This is a genomic window from Rhizobium sp. CB3171 (assembly GCF_029714265.1).
In the GTDB taxonomy this organism is placed as follows: domain Bacteria; phylum Pseudomonadota; class Alphaproteobacteria; order Rhizobiales; family Rhizobiaceae; genus Rhizobium.
The window spans coordinates 81,990-101,774 of sequence record NZ_CP121653.1 but is presented as its reverse complement, the minus strand read 5'-3'; the positions used below and the strand labels follow the sequence as shown (position 1 = coordinate 101,774).

Sequence of the window (19,785 nt, the reverse complement as noted above, 5' to 3'; positions counted from 1 at the left end):
GCTCAGCTCAACACCGTCTGGATTGTCGTGAATTCCTTCAGTCCTTCCACGCCGAACTCGACGCCGATGCCGGACTGCTTCACGCCGCCGAAAGGCGCATTGGGCTGGATCGTGCCGTGCTTGTTGATCCAGACCGAACCGCATTCGAGCTGCACCGCATAGCGCTTCGCCTTCTCCGCATCGGAGGACCAGACGGAACCGCCGAGACCGGCGGGATTCTGATTGGCGCGGGCGACGACCTCGTCGATGTCGCTGTAGCGGATGATCGGCAGGGCCGGACCGAATTGCTCCTCATCGACCAGCCGCACGCCATGGTCGACATCGGCAACGAGCGTGATCGGATAGAAATAGCCCGGGCGATCCATTGGCGCACCGCCGGTCAGGATGCGGCCGCCACGGGCACGCGCATCCTCGACCAGTTCGCGCACCTTGTTGAATTGCATCTCGTTCTGTATCGGCCCAAGGATGCTCGCTTCGTCCAGGCCATCACCGACGACGATCTTGGAAGCGTAATCAGCAAGGCCGTGGCAGACCTCTTCATAGATGCTGTCGTGCACATAGAGACGCTTCAGCGCCGCGCAGGTCTGACCGTTATTGATGAAGGCGCCCCAGAAGAGACCTTCGACGATAGCCTTGGGATCGGCATCGGGCAGGACGATGCCGGCATCATTGCCGCCGAGCTCCAGCGTCAGCCGCTTCAGGGTCGCGACTGCCGAGGCCATGACCTTCTTGCCAGTTTCCGTCGAGCCGGTGAAGATCATCTTGGCGACGCCCGGATGGGCGGAAAGCGCTGCGCCGATGCTGTTTTCGCCGGTGATGACGTTGACGACACCACGCGGCAGGACCTCATTCATGATCTCGACGAGGCGGATCGTCGAAAGCGGCGTCAGGGGCGACGGCTTGATGACGACGGTATTGCCGGCACGCACGGCCGGAACGATATGCCAGCAAGCGATCATCACGGGCCAGTTCCAGGGCGTGATCGAACCGACGACGCCGATCGGCTTGCGATGCAGCTCGACACGACCTTCATTATCGTCCTGCAGAATCTCGACCGGCAGGTCGAGTTCGGCGGTGTGGCGCGTCCAGGCGAGCGCAGCACCGATCTCGAAGCGCGAGCCGAGACCATTGAGCGGCTTGCCCTGCTCCCGCGTGAGGATCTGGGCAAGTTCCTCGGCATGTTCGTCGATCTTCTCCGCCATGTCGCGGCAAGCCTTGGCGCGCTCTTCGCTCGAAACTTGCGACCACGTCTTGAAGGCGGTGGCGGCGGCCGCAACGGCTTGGTCAAGGTCTGCTTCGCCGGCAAGCGGCATATGACCGACCACCTCGCCATTCGACGGATTTGCGACCGGTGCATGATGGGACGTGGCAACAGGTTCGCCACCGATAAGCAGGGTATACTGCTTCACGACATTCTCCTCCCGTGACTTTCGGGAGGACTATGGCCGTTGCCGCAAAACCCGTCTTGGGGAGAAACGCGCCTCGTCTTGGACTGGAGCGCAGAGTATGCCTCAGTCCAATTTATGGGCGGGTTCGGCAGAGCGAAGCAATTCGCTCGGCGCGCAATCGAACAGCTCTTTGAAGCTGCGATTGAAGTAGGAAATGTCGTTGAATCCGGCCGAATAGGCGACTTCGGCGATGGTCGTCTGGTTGCGCTGCTCCTTGAGCTGCTCGATCTTTTCGCGTGCGAAGCGCAGCCGCTTGTCGCGGATGACGGTCGTGCAAGTCATGCCCATGCCCTGGAAATCCTGTTGCAGGGTGCGGATCGACACGCCAAGCCTTGTCGCGAGCCACTTGGCATTCAGATCGCTGTCGGTCAGATGCTTGTCGATGAGAATATCGACCATTTGCATACGTTTGCTGGCGCTATCGTGCAGCGAATTCAGGCTCGCCGTCTGAATACCCGTCGACAGAAACGCCTGGCGCGTCGTATCGAACATGAGTTGGCGAAGGAACGGTGAGGCTGCTTCGTTGTCCGGCGTCGTCATCATCTTGGCGATCAGCGCGCGCAGCATCATCGCCATCGGATCGGAAGCAATCAGTTTCCGCGCCACATCGAAATCGATCCTGCTGTCCGAATACATCAATTGCCGCGGCAGGTGCAGGGACAGATGATTGGAGAAATGGCCGCGGAAATAGAATGTCGTCGGTCGCGTGGAGTCCACGAGAATACATTCGCCGACATCGAGGATGTTCTGTTGACCGGAATGTTCCACCCCGCAAGCACCTTCGAGCTGCAGGATCAGGAACAGATGCTCGTTGGCATCGCGGCGAATATCGTCCCAATCGCGGTGAACATAGTCGAGATCATTGGAAACATGGGCGAACTCCATGCCACACACGTCGATCCGGCTCGCCGTGCCGACCACCCTGTCGCCGCGGCTCATCGTATGCGCGTTGAAATTCCCACAGATGCTTTGAAGCTCATCCACCCATTGATCGTAAGGCGTCGGTGACCAAGCCCGATCCACGAGGCTGCGGTTCTGCAACAGGTCCAACTCTGCCTCCCAACAGTGTCAGCATGGTTTGAGACTGCAGCAGCCCAGGCAGATCGTCAACTATTTATTTAACACATTAATTAAGGGAGCCTATGCGATGCTTGAAGCGCTCACTCTTCGCCGCCCGCATCTCCTTCGAGCTTCAGCGCCGCCAGCTCGTCCAGCATATCCAACAATTGTTCGACTCGCTGCGGACCGAAGCGCTCGCCTATATCGGCATAGACCTTCAAGCTCTCCGGCATGACCGCATCGATCAATGCCCGCCCTGCCGGCGTGATCCGCATCAAAACCCGTCGACCGTCAGCCTTGTCCTTATGCTTCGTGATGAAACCGCGCTCCTCCAACGAGCGAATCATACGCGTCAGGCTCGGCGCCAGGATAGAAGCCTTGTCCGCCACTTCGCTTGCATCGAGTGTACCCGCTTCAAATAGCACGCGGATGACCCGCCACTGTTGCTCGGTTACGTCATGCGCCGCCAAGATCGGCCGGAAGTGACTCATCACCGCTTCGCGCGCGCGCAACAGCCCGATCGTCAAGGATCTCCGCCGCTCTTGCAGCGGCCGGCCCACCGATGACGAGGGTGTTTGAGATTCATCCTGCTGCCCATTCTTCATGCGGGTTCTATCTTGCATTTCGGCCGATCGCGCCATTGTGGAATTTCGATCCTTCCCGAGCTTCGTGAAGCCGTTGGAAATCATACGGATAAGTTCATCAACATAGAAAGGAGTGACCACAAGCTCAACTCAGAAACAAGCAGGCCATGTTGAAAGGCTGCGTTTTCGATCGCATCGAGACCAGCCGTAAACGGAAACAGTTCTTGAGTAGCCATCAGGATGATCGTTGGGAGTACGAGCCAGACCCACCTCCACATCTTGGCGACCCATAGGAACAAAAATCCCTTTGTTGCCGTTTTAGCGCAGAGGTAGATCATGTTAACGCATGAAACATGGCAGGAGCCGGTAAGCCTGGAACTACACCGGATCGGCGAGTTTCGAACGATCAGGAGCAGTTTGGAAGCACTCGATTGTCTGTCGACGGATTGGCCCGCCGAAGAAGATCAGGCTTATGAGGATGCGTTGATGATCTGTCGCGCCGCAGTCGAAGGCAAATCCACTCCTGAGCTTGCGAGAGACGCCTTCATCGTCGCGGCGTACGAAGCCCGCATCTACATGAAGCTCGGTTGTTTCATCCCAGATTTTGTCACTATCGAGCCACCGAAAGCGCTATTCTGAAATCGCGATCGGCGCCCGCCCTGCATATCGTCCTTGATCGGCGCTGCGAAAGTGGTCTTGCCCGTCCTCGAACGAACCTCATATTTTGCCTACAAGCGAAAGTCAGAGCGAGGAAACATGATCATGGCCAGCCTGCCCGTTACCACACGCATCGTCCTTGCATCACGCCCATCCGGAAAGCCCGTAGCGGCGAATTTCCGGGTCGAGCAAGAAACGCTCCGGGATCTCGCCGAGGGCGAAGTGCTTCTCCAAATTCTTTATCTTTCCCTCGACCCCTATATGCGGGGCCGCATGGACGATGCAAAGTCCTATGCCAAGCCGGTCGAAATCGGCGACGTAATGGAAGGTGGAACGGTTGCCCGGGTCGTCAGCAGCCGCAATGCCACATTCAAGCCAGGGGATATCGTCCTTTCGCATTCCGGCTGGCAGAGCTATGCGATTTCAGACGGTACCGCATTGCGCAAGCTCGATCCCGAGGCGGCGCCGATCACGACCGCACTCGGCATTCTCGGAATGCCAGGCTTCACAGCCTATGCAGGTCTCCGCAATATCGGCAAACCGAAAGCCGGCGAAACGCTGGTCGTCGCTGCGGCGAGTGGTGCTGTTGGCTCCGCCGTCGGCCAGATCGCCAGAATTTTCGGGGCGCGGGCTGTCGGAATAGCAGGTGGGCGCGAGAAGTGCGAATATGTGCGCGAAGAACTCGGCTTCGACGCGGTGGTAGACCATCGTTCTGATGATTTTGCGGCAGAACTCGCCGCCGTCTGTCCGAAGGGGATCGATGTCTACTTCGAGAATGTCGGCGGCCACGTCTGGAGCGCGGTCTTTCCTCTGCTCAACGACTTTGCGCGCGTTCCGGTCTGCGGGCTGATCGCACACTACAACGAAACCGCTTCCGCCTCGAGCGGACATGATCAACTCCCCGCCGTGATGCGAGCCATTCTGCGCAAAAGCCTCACCATACGAGGCTTCATCCAGCGCGAATTCGCCGACCAGCGCCCTGACTTCTATCGCGAGGCCGGAACATGGATCGCCGACGGCCGGCTCAAATATAAGGAAGACATCGTGGACGGGCTCGAAAACGCTCCCTCGGCTTTTTTTGGTCTTCTGGAAGGAGGGAATTTTGGCAAGCTGATCGTCCGTGTCGCGACTTGAGCATCAAGGCTTCTCCCTAAAGCACAGCAAGCCCGCATCTCTTTGCCGCTCTGCGGATCGCACGAGCGGCAGAATCACGCAAACAATTGTCCCTATAGTCTATAAATATAGTTTGTTATTTCTCCCGATAGCCCGCTTTTTGCCGTTACCCTTTTGACGGTGATATCAAGGGCCGTGCGGCCCTGAACAAAGGGGCTCAAAATGAATTTCAGGAACTTGATTGCGGCGATCGCTGTCGGCGTCGGCACTCTTACAACGGCGATCGTTGCCGAAGCGGCGGACAAGAAGGTCGTCGTCGGCTATCAGACCGATGCCTTGCCCTCTTCCGTTGCGATCGCAAACGGCGAATTCGCCAAGGATACGGGATACGACATCGACTTCCGCAGGTTCAATTCGGGCGCCGAGATTTTCGCCGCCATTGCCTCCGGCGACGTTCAGGTCGGTTATGTCGGCTCCAGCCCGTTTGCGGCTGCGGTCTCGCGCGGCCTCGAGGTCAAGGCCTTCTATCTCGCATCCATCTCGGGCATCGACGAGGCTCTTGTCGTGCGCAACGGTTCCGGGATCGAAAGCCTGAACGACCTGAAAGGCAAGAAGCTTGCCGCCGCGCCTGTCTCCACCGACCACTATCAGCTCCTGGCGCTCATCAAATCGCTGGGCCTGACCGAGAAGGACGTCCAGGTTTTCGCAATCCCTCAGCCCGAGATCGTCGCCAGCTATAACCGCGGCGACATCGATGGCGGCTTCGTCTGGGATCCGGCTCTGACCGAACTCAAGAAGAACGGAAAGGTCCTCGTGACCTCCAAGGATGTGGCGGACAAGGGCGCGCCGACCTTCTCGGCATGGGTCGCGACTTCGAAATTTGCCGCCGACAACCCGCAATTCCTGAAGGGTTTCGCTTCGGTCATCAACAAATACTACGCGTCCTTCGCCTCAGATAAGGCCGCCTGGGGTCCCGATAGTGATAACGCCAAGTCGCTCGCCAAACTCCTCGGCGGAACGCCCGAGCAGCAGGCCTCGGCCCTGAAGAACCTGACGTTGCTCACGCCCGAGGTCCAGGCATCGGATGCTTGGCTCGGCGGCGGGGAAAAGGCGGGGGCCGGCAAGATCCTCAAGGACACGGCATCGTTCCTGAAGGAGCAGGGCAAGGTGTCCGACGTGCTGGCGAATTATGGAGCCTTCGTAACCGCAGACGCACTCGCCAGCGTCAGCAACTGATCCTCCCTGACGCCGGCGCGACAGTCGCGCCGGCGTCGAACCCGCGAGCGCCAACATGCTTAAAGTCGATCACGCCAGCGTTTTCTTCGCAGCCCGTGACGGGCGGACCGTCCACGCGCTCGATCGCGTTTCCTTCGATATTCCCGAACGCGGCTTCGTCGTCGCACTCGGAGCCTCGGGATGCGGCAAATCCACCCTTCTCAACGCGATTGCCGGTTTCCTTCCGCTTTCCGATGGCCGGATAACACTCGATGGCCGCGCAGTCGCACGGCCGGGTGCCGATCGCGGCGTCGTCTTTCAGAAAGACTCGCTGCTGCCATGGAAGTCCGTTGCCGACAATGTCGCGCTCGGCCTGAAATTCGCCGGCATCAATCGGAAGGAGCGGCAAGCGCGTGCCTTGGAACTGCTGCGGCTCGTCGGTCTCGACGAATTCGCCGGCGCCTTTCCCTATGAGCTGTCGGGCGGCATGCGGCAGCGGGTCGGCATCGCACGCGCGCTCGCGACCAATCCCGACATCCTGCTGATGGACGAACCATTCGGCGCGCTCGACAGCCTGACACGCGAGCAGATGCAAGAGCTGCTGGTTTCCGTCTGGAATAAGACGGCAAAGAAGGTTTTCTTCATCACGCATTCGATCGAAGAGGCCTTGTTCCTTGGCACGCAGGTCCTGGTCATGTCACCTCGGCCGGGACGCGTCGTTGCGCGCTTCGATCTCGATTTCGTCCGCCGCTTCGCCGAAACCGGCGATGCCCGCGCCATCAAGGCGTCGCCGGAATTTGCCGAGCTGCGCGAGGAGATCCGCGCCATCCTCCATAGCAGCGAAGATTTCAGGAGTGCCGCATGAGCGATATAGTCCAAGCCTCGCCGGTTGCGGCGTACAGAGAGGATCGCCAGGTCAAGCTGGTGAAGATGGCGAGCTTCGGTGCCGGGGAGAGGCCCACGGTCTTGATCAGCACTGTTACCGCCCTGGCCATATTGCTGTTGTGGTGGCTCGTATCCGCGCTTGGTGTTGTTTCCCACCTCTTCCTGCCGCGTCCGGGCGAAGTGCTGACGCAAATCGGTGTCATCTATCGCGACGGTTATGCCGGAGCGTCGCTTTCCGAGCATGTCTTTGCAAGCCTGTTCCGCATCGTGGTCGCAGCCTTCATCGCCATCTCCGCCGGCATTCCGCTCGGATTGCTCATGGGTTTGAACCGCTGGGCAAAGGGGGTGCTCGATGCGCCGATCGAGTTCTACTGGCCGCTGCCGCCCCTCTCCTACCTGCCGCTGATGATCATCTGGCTCGGCATCGGCGAGACGTCGAAGATCACGCTGCTTGTGCTTGCGATGTTCGCGCCGATCTGCCTCTCGGCGCAGGCGGGCGTTCGTTCGCTCCCGATCGAACGCGTCAATGCAGCACGGTCGCTGGGTGCAAGCCGACTGCAGCTCTTCATCGACATCGTGCTGCCGTCCGCCCTGCCCGAGATTCTCACCGGCATCCGAATTGCGCTTGGCGTCGGCTGGGGCACGCTGGTCGCCGCCGAATTGATCGCTTCCACACGTGGGATCGGCTTCATGATCATGTCAGCGTCGCAGTTCCTGGCGACCGACGTCGTATTCGTCGGCATCGCCATCATCGCGATCTGCGCCTTCGCCTTCTCGGCCGCCATCCGCTTTCTGGAGGCCTTCCTCGTGCCCTGGAAGGGAAAACTGTAACCAGGGGCGGCTTTCTGTCGCTCTATTGAGTGGCCTCGACCGCGCGACTGATGGCTCCGGAATAACCCAGAGCCATCATTTCAGTGCATTCGCTTCCGGACGAACGCAGATGATCCTTATTTCACCCTTACAATCTTACCACAGGCGATCGGCAGGGTGACATGCGAGGGGACGGTGCCGAGCGAGCCGACGCTTGACGGCAAAGCATGACCTTCGGGAACGCCGTGTACAATGGGCCTTTCGGCGATGGCTGAGAAAAGCAGCCACCACTTTTGCCTCGACCACCGTCGTCGTCACCCCATGCGTTCGGAGGCATAGGAGCCGGGGCTTGCCGGGAAGACGACCGTGCGGTTGCCGTTGATGAAGATGCGGTGGTGGATGTGGGCATGGATGGCCCGTGCCAGCACCTGGCTTTCCACGTCGCGGCCGATCGAGACATAATCCTCCGCCGACTGCGCATGGGTGATGCGGGCGACGTCCTGTTCGATGATAGGACCCTCGTCGAGATCGGCGGTGACGTAGTGCGCCGTCGCGCCGATCAGCTTCACGCCACGCTCGTAGGCCTGCTTGTAGGGGTTGGCGCCCTTGAAGCTCGGCAGGAAGGAGTGGTGGATATTGATGATCCGACCGGACATCTCCCGGCAGAGCGCATCCGACAGGACCTGCATGTAGCGGGCAAGCACCACTAGGTCGGCCTTAGTGTCCTGCACGATCTGCAGCAGCCGAGCTTCCGCGTCCGGCTTGTTGGCCTTGGTGACCGGCACATGGAAGAAAGGAATGTCGTGGTTGACCACCAGTTTCTGATAGTCGAGATGGTTCGACACGACCGCGACGATGTCGATCGGCAGGGCGCCGATACGCCAGCGATAGAGCAGGTCGTTCAGGCAGTGGCCGAAGCGCGAGACCATAAGGATGACCTTCATGCGCTCCTCGGCGTCATGGATGTCGAAGGTCATGCTGAACTTGTCGGCGATCGGCGCAAAGCCGTCGGCAAGTGCTGACCTGTCCCTGCCTTCTTCGGACAGGAAAGAGATGCGCATGAAAAACAGGCCGTTCTCCAGATCGTCAAACTGCGAGCTGTCGATGATGTAGCAACCCTGGCTCGCGAGATAGCCGGAGATCGCAGCGACAATGCCCCGGGTGGTCGGGCAGGCGACGGTCAGCACGAATTTCATCGGAGGAGGTCCTTCAGATCACGAGAAAAGAAAGTCCCGGAGCGATCCGGGACCAGTTGCGCCCTGGGAGGGACGGATCAGACATCGAGCGTGGTCTGGTGTTCCCAGCTCGTGAACTGCGAGCAATAGGCGTTCCATTCGCCATGCTTGAGTTTGAGATAGGCCGCGGAAAACTCCTTGCCGAGCGCGGTTTGGAGCCCTTCGTCTTCTTCATAGGCCCGCAGCGCGTCGAGGAGGTTGAGCGGCAGCTTGGGCGCATCCGTGACCGTGTGACCGTCCTTGTACATGTCGATGTCATAGTGCGCGCCCGGATCGGCGTTGCTCTTGAGACCGCTCAGGCCGGCCGCGATGATGATGGCCTGCAGCAGATAGGGATTGACCGCGCCGTCGGGCAGGCGAAGCTCGAAGCGGCCGGGGCCAGGTACGCGAACCATGTGGGTGCGGTTGTTGCCGGTCCAGGTCACGGTGTTCGGCGCCCAAGTCGCACCGGAAATCGTGCGGGGCGCGTTGATCCGCTTATAGGAATTCACCGTCGGATTGGTGACAGCGGCAAGCGCCGAGGCGTGTTTCATGATGCCGCCGAGGAAGGTCTTGCCCTTGGCGGAAAGGCCGAACGGCATTTCCTTGTCGGCAAAGGCATTGACCTTGCCGTCGAGGTCCCAGACCGAGATATGGGCATGGCAGCCATTGCCGGTCAGGCCCTTGAACGGCTTGGGCATGAAGGTGGCGCGCAGGCCATGCTTTTCCGCAACCGACTTGACCATGAATTTGAAGAAGGAATGCTTGTCGGCCGTCTTCAGGGCGTCGTCGTATTCCCAGTTCATCTCGAACTGGCCGTTGGCGTCTTCATGGTCGTTCTGGTACGGCTTCCAGCCGAGCGCCAGCATATGGTCGCAGATTTCGGCGATGACGTCATAGCGGCGCATCAGGGCCTGCTGGTCGTAACAGGGCTTTTCCGCATTGTCGAATTCGTCGGAGATCTTCTCGCCGTCCGCCGAGATTAGGAAAAACTCCGGCTCGACGCCGGTCTTCACGCGAAGCCCCATTTCCGCTGCTTCCGCGACCAGTTTCTTCAACACCACCCGCGGCGCCTGGGCGACCGGCTGGCCTTCCATGACGCAATCGGCCGCGACCCAGGCAACATCCTTCTTCCACGGAAGCTGGATAACGGAGAATGCGTCGGGGATCGCGAAGAGATCCGGATGAGCCGGCGTCAGGTCGAGCCAGGTGGCGAAACCGGCAAAGCCGGCACCATCCTTCTGCATGTCGGCGATCGCTTCGGCCGGCACGAGCTTGGCGCGCTGGGCGCCGAACAGGTCGGTGTAGCTGATCATAAAATATTTTATGCCGCGCTCGGCGGCGAAGTTTGAAAGATCCTGTGTCACGTAGTTCCCCTGTTTTTATGGATTGAGACACATGTTGAAAGGAAAATGGCCGCATCCCTGGGAGCAGGACGCGGCCATTCGGTGTTAGAACCCGCCCTTACCCGGGTACCAGTTGGTGCCGGCGAGCGGCACCTGGGCCATGGCCGCTGCTTCCATGGTCAGCGCGCAGAGGTCTTCCGGCTCAAGGTTGTGAAGCTTGTTCTTGCCGCAGGCGCGGGCAATCGTCTGCGCCTCGAGGGTCATGACCTTGAGGTAGTTGGCGAGGCGCCGGCCGGCGGCGACCGGGTCGAGACGGGCGGCAAGTTCCGGATCCTGGGTGGTGATCCCGGCGGGATCCTTGCCTTCGTGCCAGTCGTCATAGGCTCCTGCGGTCGTGCCGAGCTTGCGATATTCCTCCTCCCACTTCGGGTCGTTGTCGCCGATAGCGACGAGGGCTGCCGTGCCGATGGCGACAGCGTCCGCACCAAGCGCCAGGGCCTTGGCGACATCGGCGCCGGAGCGGATGCCGCCGGAGACGATCAGTTGCACCTTGCGGTGCATGCCGAGGTCCTGCAGAGCCTGGACGGCCGGACGAATACAGGCGAGCGTCGGCATCCCGACATTTTCGATGAAGACATCCTGGGTCGCCGCCGTGCCGCCCTGCATGCCGTCCAGCACCACCACGTCGGCGCCGGCCTTCACGCCCAGTGCCGTATCGTAATAGGGGCGGGCGCCGCCGACCTTCACATAGATCGGCTTTTCCCAGTCGGTGATCTCGCGCAGTTCGAGGATTTTGATTTCCAGATCATCGGGACCGGTCCAGTCCGGGTGGCGGCAGGCCGAGCGCTGGTCGATGCCCTTGGGCAGGTTGCGCATGTTCGCGACGCGATCCGAAATCTTCTGGCCGAGCAGCATGCCGCCGCCGCCCGGCTTGGCGCCCTGGCCTACGACCACTTCGATCGCATCGGCCCGGCGCAGGTCCTTCGGGTTCATGCCGTAGCGCGACGGCAGGTACTGGTAGACCAACGTCTGGCTGTGGCCGCGTTCCTCGTCGGTCATGCCGCCGTCGCCCGTGGTGGTCGATGTGCCGGCAATCGTCGCGCCGCGGCCGAGGGCTTCCTTCGCATTGCCCGACAGCGCACCAAAACTCATGCCGGCGATCGTGATTGGTGTCTTGAGGTGGATCGGCTTCTTGGCAAACCGCGTGCCAAGCACCACGGAAGTATCGCACTTCTCGCGATAGCCTTCGAGCGGGTAACGCGAGATCGAGGCGCCGAGAAACAGCAGGTCGTCGAAATGCGGAACCTTGCGCTTGGTGCCGGCGCCGCGGATATCGTAGATGCCGGTCGCCGCCGCGCGGCGAATTTCAGCAAGCGTGTAGTCGTCGAAGGTTGCGGACTTACGCGGCGGGGTGAACGGGTTGTGATAGCTCATGATTTTTCCTCGCCTCAGTACGCGTCAGCGTTGTCGATATTGAAGTTGTAGAGCTTGCGGGCGGAGCCGTAGCGCTTGAATTCTTCCGGTCGGACGCCGCTGACGCCTGCCTTGTCGAGAAGCTCAGAAAGCTTTTCGAGATGCTCGGGCCGCATCTCCTTTTCGATGCAGTCGGTTCCCAGGCTCTTGACGGACCCGCGCACGAAAAGCTTGGCTTCGTAGAGGCTGTCGCCGAGCGCCTCTCCGGCATCGCCGAGAACGACGAGATGACCGGACTGGCCCATGAAGGCGGACATGTGCCCGATGGAACCGTGAACGACGATGTCGATGCCCTTCATCGAGATGCCGCAGCGCGAGGCGGCGTTGCCCTTGATGACGAGCAAACCGCCGCGGCCGGTGGCGCCCGCATACTGGCTGGCATCGCCTTCGATCACGACGGTGCCGGACATCATGTTTTCGGCAACGCCCGGACCGGCTGAGCCATGGACCGTGACCGCGCCGCCATCATTCATGCCGGCGCAGTAATAGCCGACCGAGCCTCTCACCTCGACGGTGACGGGAGCATCGATGCCGACGGCAACCGCATGGCTGCCGCGCGGATTGACCACCTCGAAGGCGGTGTCGTTGGCGCCGGCACCGAGATTGTGCAGGGCGCTGTTGAGTTCGCGCAGCGGCGTTTGAGAAAGATCGAAGACAGGCATTGAGCTAAAACTTTCTTGTCGTGAAGGGCGGGGCTTCAGGCGGCCTTTTCGTGATCCCAGAAATAGACGGTGGCCGGTTCCGGCTCCCAGACGCGTGCGCTCTCGATGCCCGGCAAATTGACGAGCGCGCGGTACTCCGATCCGAAGGCGACGTATTGATCTGTCTCGGCCATGACCGCAGGCTTGCAAGCGATCGGATCACGCACGACACCGAAGCCGGACTTCGTGCCGACGACGAACGTAAAGAAGCCGTCGAGGTCGTCGAGCGCGCCGGTCAGGGCCTCGCCGAGGTCTTTGCCCTTGGCCATTTCCGCCGTCAGGTAGGCAGCCGCCACTTCGGAGTCGTTCTGCGTTTCGAAGGTCATGCCTTCCCGAATGAGTTCGCGGCGAAGATTGTTGTGATTGGAGAGCGAGCCGTTGTGCACCAGGCACTGGTCGGCCCCGGTCGAAAAGGGATGAGCGCCCAGCGTGGTTACAGCCGATTCCGTGGCCATGCGGGTGTGGCCGATACCGTGGGAACCGCTCATGGCGCGAACGTTGAAGCGCTCCACCACTTCCTTCGGAAGGCCAGTTTCCTTGTAGATTTCGACGCTGTCTCCGGAGCCCATGACGCGGATATCCGGGTGACTGGCCGCCAGAAACGCGCGCAGCTCGCCAGCGCTGCCATTGGTTTCGACGACCGCGTGCGTGCTTTTGACGGTGACGGTCGCGGACAGGCCGGCGCTCTCCAATTCGCCCCGAAGCCCGGCGAAGGCAGTCTCCGGCGATGCCGACTGCAGCGTAAGCTTCGTCCTTCCTTCGGATGGGGCGCCGTAGATCGCAATGCCGGCGGAATCAGGCCCGCGGTCGGTCATTGTTATCAGCATATCGGACAGCATCTCGCCGAGTTTCGGCTCGAGCGTCCGGTCTTTCAAAAACAATCCAACAATGCCGCACATAACTTCCAACACCCTCCATTCGTTTGCCAATGGAGGGCTATCATACGGTATGCCGTATTTCAACCTAAAAGAATAAATTTTTCTTTTTAAGCAAAATTACTCATGGTTCGCTTTTTGCGGATAGGAGATGATCGAAAGATAACGGGCCGGCAATTTGACCAATTCCTCCGGCCCATGCGGCGCGTCAGCATCGAAGAAAAGGCTGTCACCCGGCTGCATGGAGTAGAGCGTGTCCGCGTGCCGATAAACGACCTCGCCCGCCAGCATATAGAGGAACTCCATTCCCTCATGCTGAAAGGTTGGAAAGACGTCTGATTCCGTGGTGAGGGTGATCAGATAGGGCTCGACCGTAACGCCGCTGCTATTGTTGTCGATATGGCCGAGAAGACTGTATTGATGGCCAGCGCGCGTACCGCGGCGCTCGATGTTGACGCCCTCGCCTGCCTTGACGAAGATCGCGGTGCGTGGCTCTTCAAAGCGTCGGAAGAATGCGGTCAGCGGTACGCCGAGTGCTTTGGAAAGCGCCTGCAAAGTTGATAGCGAAGGCGAAATATTGCCATTTTCGATTTTTGACAGCATCCCCACCGACATATCGGTTGCCGCCGCAAGATCGGTCACGGTGATGCCGAGCTTCTTGCGGTAGGCGCGGACCTCATGACCGATCGCCATCTCGAGATTGTTTTCGCGCGGCTCGCGGACAGCATGCGGATTTTGTGCAAGAGCTGCCTTGCTTGCTGCCGCTTCTTTTTGGGTGTTTTTGGCCATTATTTCTCTTCCCTGTCTGCCTGCGGATCGCTTTCTACGGCGTCCGGCGGATTGCTCTAGCGGATTTTGGCGTCAGCCCAAAATGTTGTCTGAAGGCTCTCGAAAAATGCGAAGCGCTGGAGAAACCAGTGGCGAAAGCCAGTTCGGAGATTGACAGAGGGCTTTGTTCAAGCAGCCGGCGGGCATGATCGAGCCGAATCCGATGATAGCTGTCATGGAAGCTGACACCAAGCTGTTCGGCAAACAGCCGGTCGAGGTGACGCGGGCTCAGTCCGACGAGCTTTGCCATCGTCCGGCGATCCATTGGCTGTTCTATGGTGGCTTCCATCTTTTCCAGAACCGTGATCAGGGCCGGATGATGCGTGCCGAACCGCTCGCTCGAAGAGCCGCGCTGCGGTGCTGTCGGCTCCGCTACAGCCGTATGGAGATACCAGTCGCTGACCCGTCTCGCAAAGGCCGTTCCCAGCCTGCCTTCGATCAGGGCATGCATCATGTCTAGCGGAGCCACGCCGCCGCCGCAGGTGATGCGGTCGCCATCCAGCACATAGCGCGCCTGCCGCGGGGAGAGATGGGGAAAGGCCTCGCGCATGGCCGGGGCATGCTCCCAATGGATGGTGAAATCGCGCCCATCCATCAGGCCGGCGGCGGCAAGAAGATAGGAGCCGCTGGAAATTCCGCCGATGCGCACGCCCTGGCGAGCCAGTCTGCGAAGCACGGGATGCAGGCCTGCGGCATCCTTCCAGTCGCCGGGATTGCCGCCGGCAACGACAAAGATCGTGTGGCAGCTCGCACCGATGACCGAAATGTCTTCGCAGGGAATTGCAAACCCGGAGGAGGACGCGACAGCCCTGCCGTCGACCGAAAGCGGGATGACCTCATAGAGGCCGGTCTGGGCAATCAGGTTTGCAGCACGCAAGGGCTCGGTCGCCGATGCGTAGGACATCAGCGCGAAATTCGGGGTCAGCGCGAAGCCGTAGCGTTGGGTGGAGGACGAGCTGTTATCACGCATGTCTTCAATTTATCCTGAAATGGCCTAATTCTGCAATTGTTGATCGCATTCCTGGCCTAGCCTTCCTTCAGTCTCACAAATCGAGCGGACACGGATGCGGTATTCGGCACTTTCGATCTTCCTCAATGGTCTTCGTGGCAACAGGAATTGGGCCGCTCACTGGCGGCAGCCAGAGCCGAAACCCCATTATGACGTGATCATCGTCGGTGGCGGCGGACATGGCCTGGCGACGGCCTACTACCTGTCGAAGACCTTCGGAATCAGAAATGTCGCCGTGCTGGAAAAGGGCTATATCGGCTCGGGCAATGTCGGGCGAAACACCACGATCATCCGCTCCAACTATCTGCTGCCCAGCAACAATCCCTTCTATGAGTTCTCGCTGAAGCTATGGGAAGGTCTGGAGCAGGACTTCAACTTTAACGCCATGGTCTCGCAGCGCGGTGTTCTCAATCTCTTTCATTCCGACGCCCAACGCGATGCCTATACGCGGCGCGGCAACGCCATGCGCCTGCATGGCGTCGATGCCGAGCTGCTGGACCGCACGGCGGTTCGTGCCATGCTGCCCTTTCTCGACTACGAGAATGCCCGCTTCCCGGTCCAGGGTGGCTTGCTGCAGCGGCGGGGCGGTACGGTGCGCCATGACGCAGTTGCCTGGGGTTACGCCCGCGGCGCCGACAGCCATGGCGTCGATATTATCCAGAATTGCGAGGTGACGGGTATCCGCCTTGAAAACGGTAGGGCGGTCGGGGTGGAAACCAGCCGCGGCTTCATCGCCTGCAATAAGCTCGCGCTTGCTGCTGCCGGCAATTCGTCACGCGTGGCGGAGATGGCCGGACTGAAGTTACCGATCGAGAGCCACGTGCTGCAGGCCTTCGTTTCCGAGGGCCTGAAACCATTCATCGACGGCGTTGTCACCTTCGGCGCCGGACATTTCTATGTCTCGCAATCCGATAAGGGCGGCCTGGTGTTCGGCGGCGATATCGACGGCTACAACTCCTATGCTCAACGCGGCAATCTGGCCACGGTCGAGCATGTCGCGGAAGCCGGCAAGGCCATGATCCCGGCGCTCTCGCGCATCCGCGTGCTGCGGTCCTGGGGTGGCATCATGGACATGTCGATGGATGGCTCGCCGATCATCGACAAGGTGCATCTCGATAATCTCTATCTGAACTCCGGCTGGTGTTATGGCGGTTTCAAAGCGACGCCCGCGTCGGGTTATTGCTTCGCCCACCTGATTGCCCGCGGCGAGCCGCATGAAACGGCGAGAGCGTTCCGCCTCGACCGCTTCCAGCGCGGCTACATGATCGATGAAAAGGGCCAGGGCGCCCAGCCGAACCTTCACTGATTTTTCCGAAAGCGACATGACATGGCCAGCCGTATTCCCTGCCCTCATTGCGGGCTTCGCCCGAAGGAAGAATTCACTGTGAAAGGCGCCGCCCTGCCGCGCCCCGCCGCCGACGCCGGAGCGGACCTATGGTTCGATTATGTCTATCTGCGCGACAATCCGCGTGGCGCTTACCAGGAATATTGGCACCACACGTCCGGGTGCCGCCGCTGGCTCGTCGTTTCGCGCGATACGGCCACGCATGAGATCCATGATTGCCGTGATGCTGCTGAACGAAAGGAGGTGCTCGCATGACCTCCTATCGTCTTTCGAAAGGCGGCCTAATCAAACGGGAGAAGGCGCTGTCCTTTACTTTCGATGGCAAGCCGATGACGGGTCTGGCGGGGGATACGCTTGCTTCGGCCTTGCTGGCCAACGGTCAGCAACTGGTTGGGCGCAGTTTCAAATATCACCGCCCGCGCGGCATCCTGACGGCTGGCGCGGCCGAACCCAATGCGCTGATGACCATCGGCCGCGGCGGGCGGACCGAGCCCAATACACGCGCCACCATGCAGGATCTCTATGAGGGCCTGGAAGCGAAGAGCCAGAACCGCTGGCCCTCGCTGGAGCATGATATCGGTGCGGTCAATGGCCTGCTTTCACCCTTTTTGTCTGCCGGCTTTTACTACAAGACCTTCATGTGGCCGGGCAAATTCTGGGAGAAGGTCTACGAGCCCTTCATCCGCAAGGCGGCAGGTCTCGGCAAAGCGTCCTATGAAGCGGATCCGGATGCCTATGAGAAATGCTGGGCGCATTGCGATCTGCTGGTGATCGGCGCTGGGGCCACGGGCCTGATGGCGGCGCTTGCCGCGGGCCGGGCCGGAGCGCGGGTGATCCTGGTCGATGAAAATGCGGCGCTTGGTGGCTACGCCTTGAGCGAAACGGCGCTGATCGGCGGACAGCCGGCATCGTCCTTTGCCGCAGGCGTGGTTGCGGAACTGGAGAGCCTTTCCAATGTCCAGCTTCTCCCGCGCACGACGGTATTCGGCTGGTATGACGGCCAGGTTTTCGGGGCCGTGGAGCGTGTGCAGAAACATGTTGCCGCACCTCTGGCAAATCTGCCGGTCGAGCGCCTGTGGCGCATTGCGGCAAAAAAGGCCATTCTGGCAACGGGTGCCGAAGAGCGGCCGCTGGTCTTCGGCGGCAACGACATTCCCGGCGTCATGATGGCCGGCGCCATGCGCAGCTATCTCAATCACTATGGCGTTGCGCCGGGCAGGAAGACGGCGGTTTTCACCAGCAACGACAGCGGCTATGCGCTCGCCGCCGATCTGGAGGCTGCCGGCATGGAGGTGGCGGCGGTCATCGACAGCCGCCGTGATGCGCATATCGCCTATACCGGCAAGGCCCGGCTGGTGCGGGGCGGCTTTGTCTCGAACGTGCATGGCGGCAAGGCAGTCGAAGCGATCGACATCTGGCGCGAGGGGCAGTCGGAGCGGCTCGCGGTCGACAGTCTCGCCATGTCAGGCGGCTTCTCGCCGATCATCCACCTTGCCTGCCATCGCGGCGGCAAGCCGCGTTGGTCCGATGAACATTCCGCCCTCCTCGCGCCCGAGGGCTTGGCGGATCTGGCGCTTGCGGGCTCGGCCGCAGGTGTCTTTGGGCTGCATGCCTCCATGGCGTCGGGGCAGAAAGCGGCTGCGGCTGCACTTTCGGATCTCGGCTTTTCCCATTCTGTCAGCGAGATCCCGGTCGTCGAGCGTGAAACCGTGCCAGCCCCGGCCAAACCGCTCTGGTCTATTCCCGGCATCACCGGCAAGGCTTTCGTCGATTATCAGAACGACGTGCATCTGAAGGATCTCGGCCTTGCGGTGCAGGAAGGCTATGGTCACGTGGAGCTTGCCAAGCGCTATACGACCAACGGCATGGCGACCGATCAGGGCAAGCTTTCCAACATCAACGCCATCGGCCTCCTCTCCGAGGCGCGGCGTGTTTCGCCGGCCGAGGTCGGCACCACGACCTTCCGTCCCTTCTATACGCCCGTTTCCTTCGGCGCCCTGGCGGGGGCCTCGCACGGGAAGCATTTCCAGCCGGTGCGCAAGTCGCCACTGCACGATTGGGCGGCGAAAAACGGCGCGACCTTCGTCGAAACGGGCCTTTGGTATCGCTCCGCCTGGTTCCCGCGGGCGGGGGAAAATGGCTGGCGCGAAAGCGTCGACCGCGAGGTGAAAAATATCCGGCTGCATGTCGGCATCTGCGATGTCTCCATGCTCGGCAAGATCGAAGTGTACGGACCGGATGCGGCGGAATTCCTTAATCGCGTCTATTGCAACGGTTTTCTGACGCTGCCGGTCGGTAAGGCTCGGTACGGGCTGATGCTGCGCGAAGACGGCTTCATCTATGATGACGGAACGACCAGCCGACTTGCCGAGGACCGCTATTTCATGACGACGACCACGGCCTATGCCGCAGGTGTCATGAACCATCTCGAATTCTGCGCCCAGGCGGTTTGGCCGGAACTCGACGTGCGGCTGGCGTCGGTCACCGACCAATGGGCGCAGATGGCGGTTGCCGGGCCAAAGTCGCGAGCCGTGCTGCAGCAACTCGTCGATGACGACATGTCCAATGAAGCCTTCCCATATCTGGCGGCAAAAGAGGTTTCGCTGCTTGGCGGACGCTTGAAAGGCCGGCTGTTCCGCATATCGTTTTCCGGAGAGCTGGCCTATGAATTGGCCGTGCCGGCAGATTTCGGCGAGAGCGTTGCCGATCTCGTCATGCAGGCAGGCGCTGCCCACGGAATTTGTGCCTATGGTATCGAGGCGCTGGCTGTCCTGCGCATCGAGAAAGGGCATGTCACCCATAACGAGATCAACGGTACCGTGGTCCCAGCCGACCTCGGCTTCGGCAGGATGGTGTCCATGGCCAAGCAGGATTTCATCGGCAAGCACATGGTCGCGCGCGAGGGGCTAGTCAATCCGGATCGTCCGCAACTGGTCGGCGTCGTGCCGCTCGATCCGGCCGTCAGCTTCAGGACGGGTGCACATATTCTGAAGAAGGACGTAGCGGCCACGCTCGAAAACGACCAAGGCTATGTGTCCTCGAGTTGCTTCTCGCCCCATGTCGGTTCCACCATCGGCCTGGCCCTCGTCAAGGGCGGCGCATCCCGCCATGGCGAGGAAGTGCAGATCTGGAACGGCCTGCGCAACGAATTTACCGCCGGACGCCTCGTCAGTCCCGTCTTTGTCGATCCTGCAAACGAGAAGCTCCATGTCTGAACGCGCGG

General features: G+C 60.7%; 18 protein-coding genes. 8 read left to right on the top strand and 10 right to left on the bottom strand.

The features are described 5' to 3' along the window. Positions 1-2 precede the first annotated feature (2 nt). From QA648_RS19745 to hpaR, 3 genes are all read right to left on the bottom strand, one after another. Positions 3-1,409, bottom strand: coding sequence for an aldehyde dehydrogenase family protein (locus tag QA648_RS19745; RefSeq protein ID WP_283053104.1), 1,407 nt, complete (start codon positions 1,407-1,409; stop codon positions 3-5). A 102-nt stretch (positions 1,410-1,511) separates the two neighbouring features. Further along, complete coding sequence (locus QA648_RS19740) at positions 1,512-2,498, bottom strand: helix-turn-helix domain-containing protein (RefSeq protein ID WP_283053102.1); 987 nt, start codon at positions 2,496-2,498, stop codon at positions 1,512-1,514. 110 nt (positions 2,499-2,608) lie between these two features. Further along, complete coding sequence (hpaR, locus tag QA648_RS19735; protein WP_199773636.1) at positions 2,609-3,130, bottom strand: homoprotocatechuate degradation operon regulator HpaR; 522 nt, start codon at positions 3,128-3,130, stop codon at positions 2,609-2,611. Positions 3,131-3,427: 297 nt separating this feature from the next. On the opposite strand from hpaR, the gene QA648_RS19730 reads away from it, so the two are divergent. The 5 genes from QA648_RS19730 (at position 3,428) to QA648_RS19710 (ending at position 7,792) form a co-directional block, all read left to right on the top strand. Then, on the top strand, positions 3,428-3,730 hold the full coding sequence (locus QA648_RS19730) for a DUF982 domain-containing protein (RefSeq protein ID WP_104826021.1): 303 nt from the start codon (positions 3,428-3,430) through the stop codon (positions 3,728-3,730). 123 nt (positions 3,731-3,853) lie between these two features. After that, on the top strand, positions 3,854-4,882 hold the full coding sequence (locus tag QA648_RS19725; protein WP_283053099.1) for an NADP-dependent oxidoreductase: 1,029 nt from the start codon (positions 3,854-3,856) through the stop codon (positions 4,880-4,882). A gap of 201 nt (positions 4,883-5,083) precedes the next feature. Continuing rightward, a complete protein-coding gene (gene tauA, locus QA648_RS19720) occupies positions 5,084-6,097 on the top strand; it encodes a taurine ABC transporter substrate-binding protein (protein ID WP_283053097.1) in 1,014 nt (337 codons plus the stop codon). Between the two features lie 55 nt (positions 6,098-6,152). Next, positions 6,153-6,941, top strand: coding sequence for an ABC transporter ATP-binding protein (locus QA648_RS19715; RefSeq protein ID WP_283053096.1), 789 nt, complete (start codon positions 6,153-6,155; stop codon positions 6,939-6,941). After that, positions 6,938-7,792: an ABC transporter permease subunit gene (locus QA648_RS19710; protein ID WP_283053094.1), complete on the top strand. Its 855-nt coding sequence runs from the start codon at positions 6,938-6,940 to the stop codon at positions 7,790-7,792. The genes QA648_RS19715 and QA648_RS19710 overlap by 4 nt, the downstream gene beginning before the upstream one ends. Before the next feature lie 293 nt (positions 7,793-8,085). On the opposite strand, the gene purU is transcribed toward QA648_RS19710, so the two are convergent. From purU to QA648_RS19675, 7 genes are all read right to left on the bottom strand, one after another. Continuing rightward, positions 8,086-8,967 (bottom strand): formyltetrahydrofolate deformylase, encoded by an 882-nt coding sequence (gene purU / locus QA648_RS19705; protein WP_283053092.1) that lies wholly within the window; start codon positions 8,965-8,967, stop codon positions 8,086-8,088. Positions 8,968-9,044: 77 nt separating this feature from the next. After that, the gene (glnT, locus tag QA648_RS19700) at positions 9,045-10,352 is read right to left on the bottom strand and encodes a type III glutamate--ammonia ligase (RefSeq protein WP_283053090.1); all 1,308 of its coding nucleotides are present in this window, start codon (positions 10,350-10,352) and stop codon (positions 9,045-9,047) included. A gap of 84 nt (positions 10,353-10,436) precedes the next feature. Then, on the bottom strand, positions 10,437-11,765 hold the full coding sequence (locus tag QA648_RS19695) for an FMN-binding glutamate synthase family protein (protein WP_283053088.1): 1,329 nt from the start codon (positions 11,763-11,765) through the stop codon (positions 10,437-10,439). 14 nt (positions 11,766-11,779) lie between these two features. Next, positions 11,780-12,466: a GXGXG domain-containing protein gene (locus tag QA648_RS19690; protein WP_283053086.1), complete on the bottom strand. Its 687-nt coding sequence runs from the start codon at positions 12,464-12,466 to the stop codon at positions 11,780-11,782. Between the two features lie 35 nt (positions 12,467-12,501). Next, positions 12,502-13,404, bottom strand: coding sequence for a glutamine amidotransferase family protein (locus QA648_RS19685; RefSeq protein WP_104826013.1), 903 nt, complete (start codon positions 13,402-13,404; stop codon positions 12,502-12,504). Positions 13,405-13,500: 96 nt separating this feature from the next. Next, entirely contained in the window at positions 13,501-14,169 is a 669-nt protein-coding gene (locus tag QA648_RS19680; RefSeq protein ID WP_283053084.1) for an XRE family transcriptional regulator, read from the bottom strand. 34 nt (positions 14,170-14,203) lie between these two features. Continuing rightward, positions 14,204-15,178 (bottom strand): GlxA family transcriptional regulator, encoded by a 975-nt coding sequence (locus QA648_RS19675; protein WP_104826011.1) that lies wholly within the window; start codon positions 15,176-15,178, stop codon positions 14,204-14,206. A 94-nt stretch (positions 15,179-15,272) separates the two neighbouring features. Here QA648_RS19675 and QA648_RS19670 point away from each other — a divergent pair, with 94 nt between their 5' ends. Genes QA648_RS19670 through QA648_RS19660 form a run of 3 tightly spaced genes read left to right on the top strand, consistent with a single transcriptional unit; the run spans position 15,273 to position 19,777 of the window. Continuing rightward, positions 15,273-16,523 carry a sarcosine oxidase subunit beta family protein gene (locus tag QA648_RS19670; RefSeq protein WP_283053081.1) on the top strand — a complete coding sequence of 417 codons (1,251 nt, stop codon included), beginning with the start codon at positions 15,273-15,275 and terminating at the stop codon, positions 16,521-16,523. Positions 16,524-16,544: 21 nt separating this feature from the next. Then, positions 16,545-16,817, top strand: coding sequence for a sarcosine oxidase subunit delta (locus QA648_RS19665; protein WP_104826009.1), 273 nt, complete (start codon positions 16,545-16,547; stop codon positions 16,815-16,817). Then, on the top strand, positions 16,814-19,777 hold the full coding sequence (locus QA648_RS19660) for a sarcosine oxidase subunit alpha (RefSeq protein ID WP_283053079.1): 2,964 nt from the start codon (positions 16,814-16,816) through the stop codon (positions 19,775-19,777). Before QA648_RS19665 ends, QA648_RS19660 begins: the two co-directional genes overlap by 4 nt. Positions 19,778-19,785 lie beyond the last annotated feature (8 nt).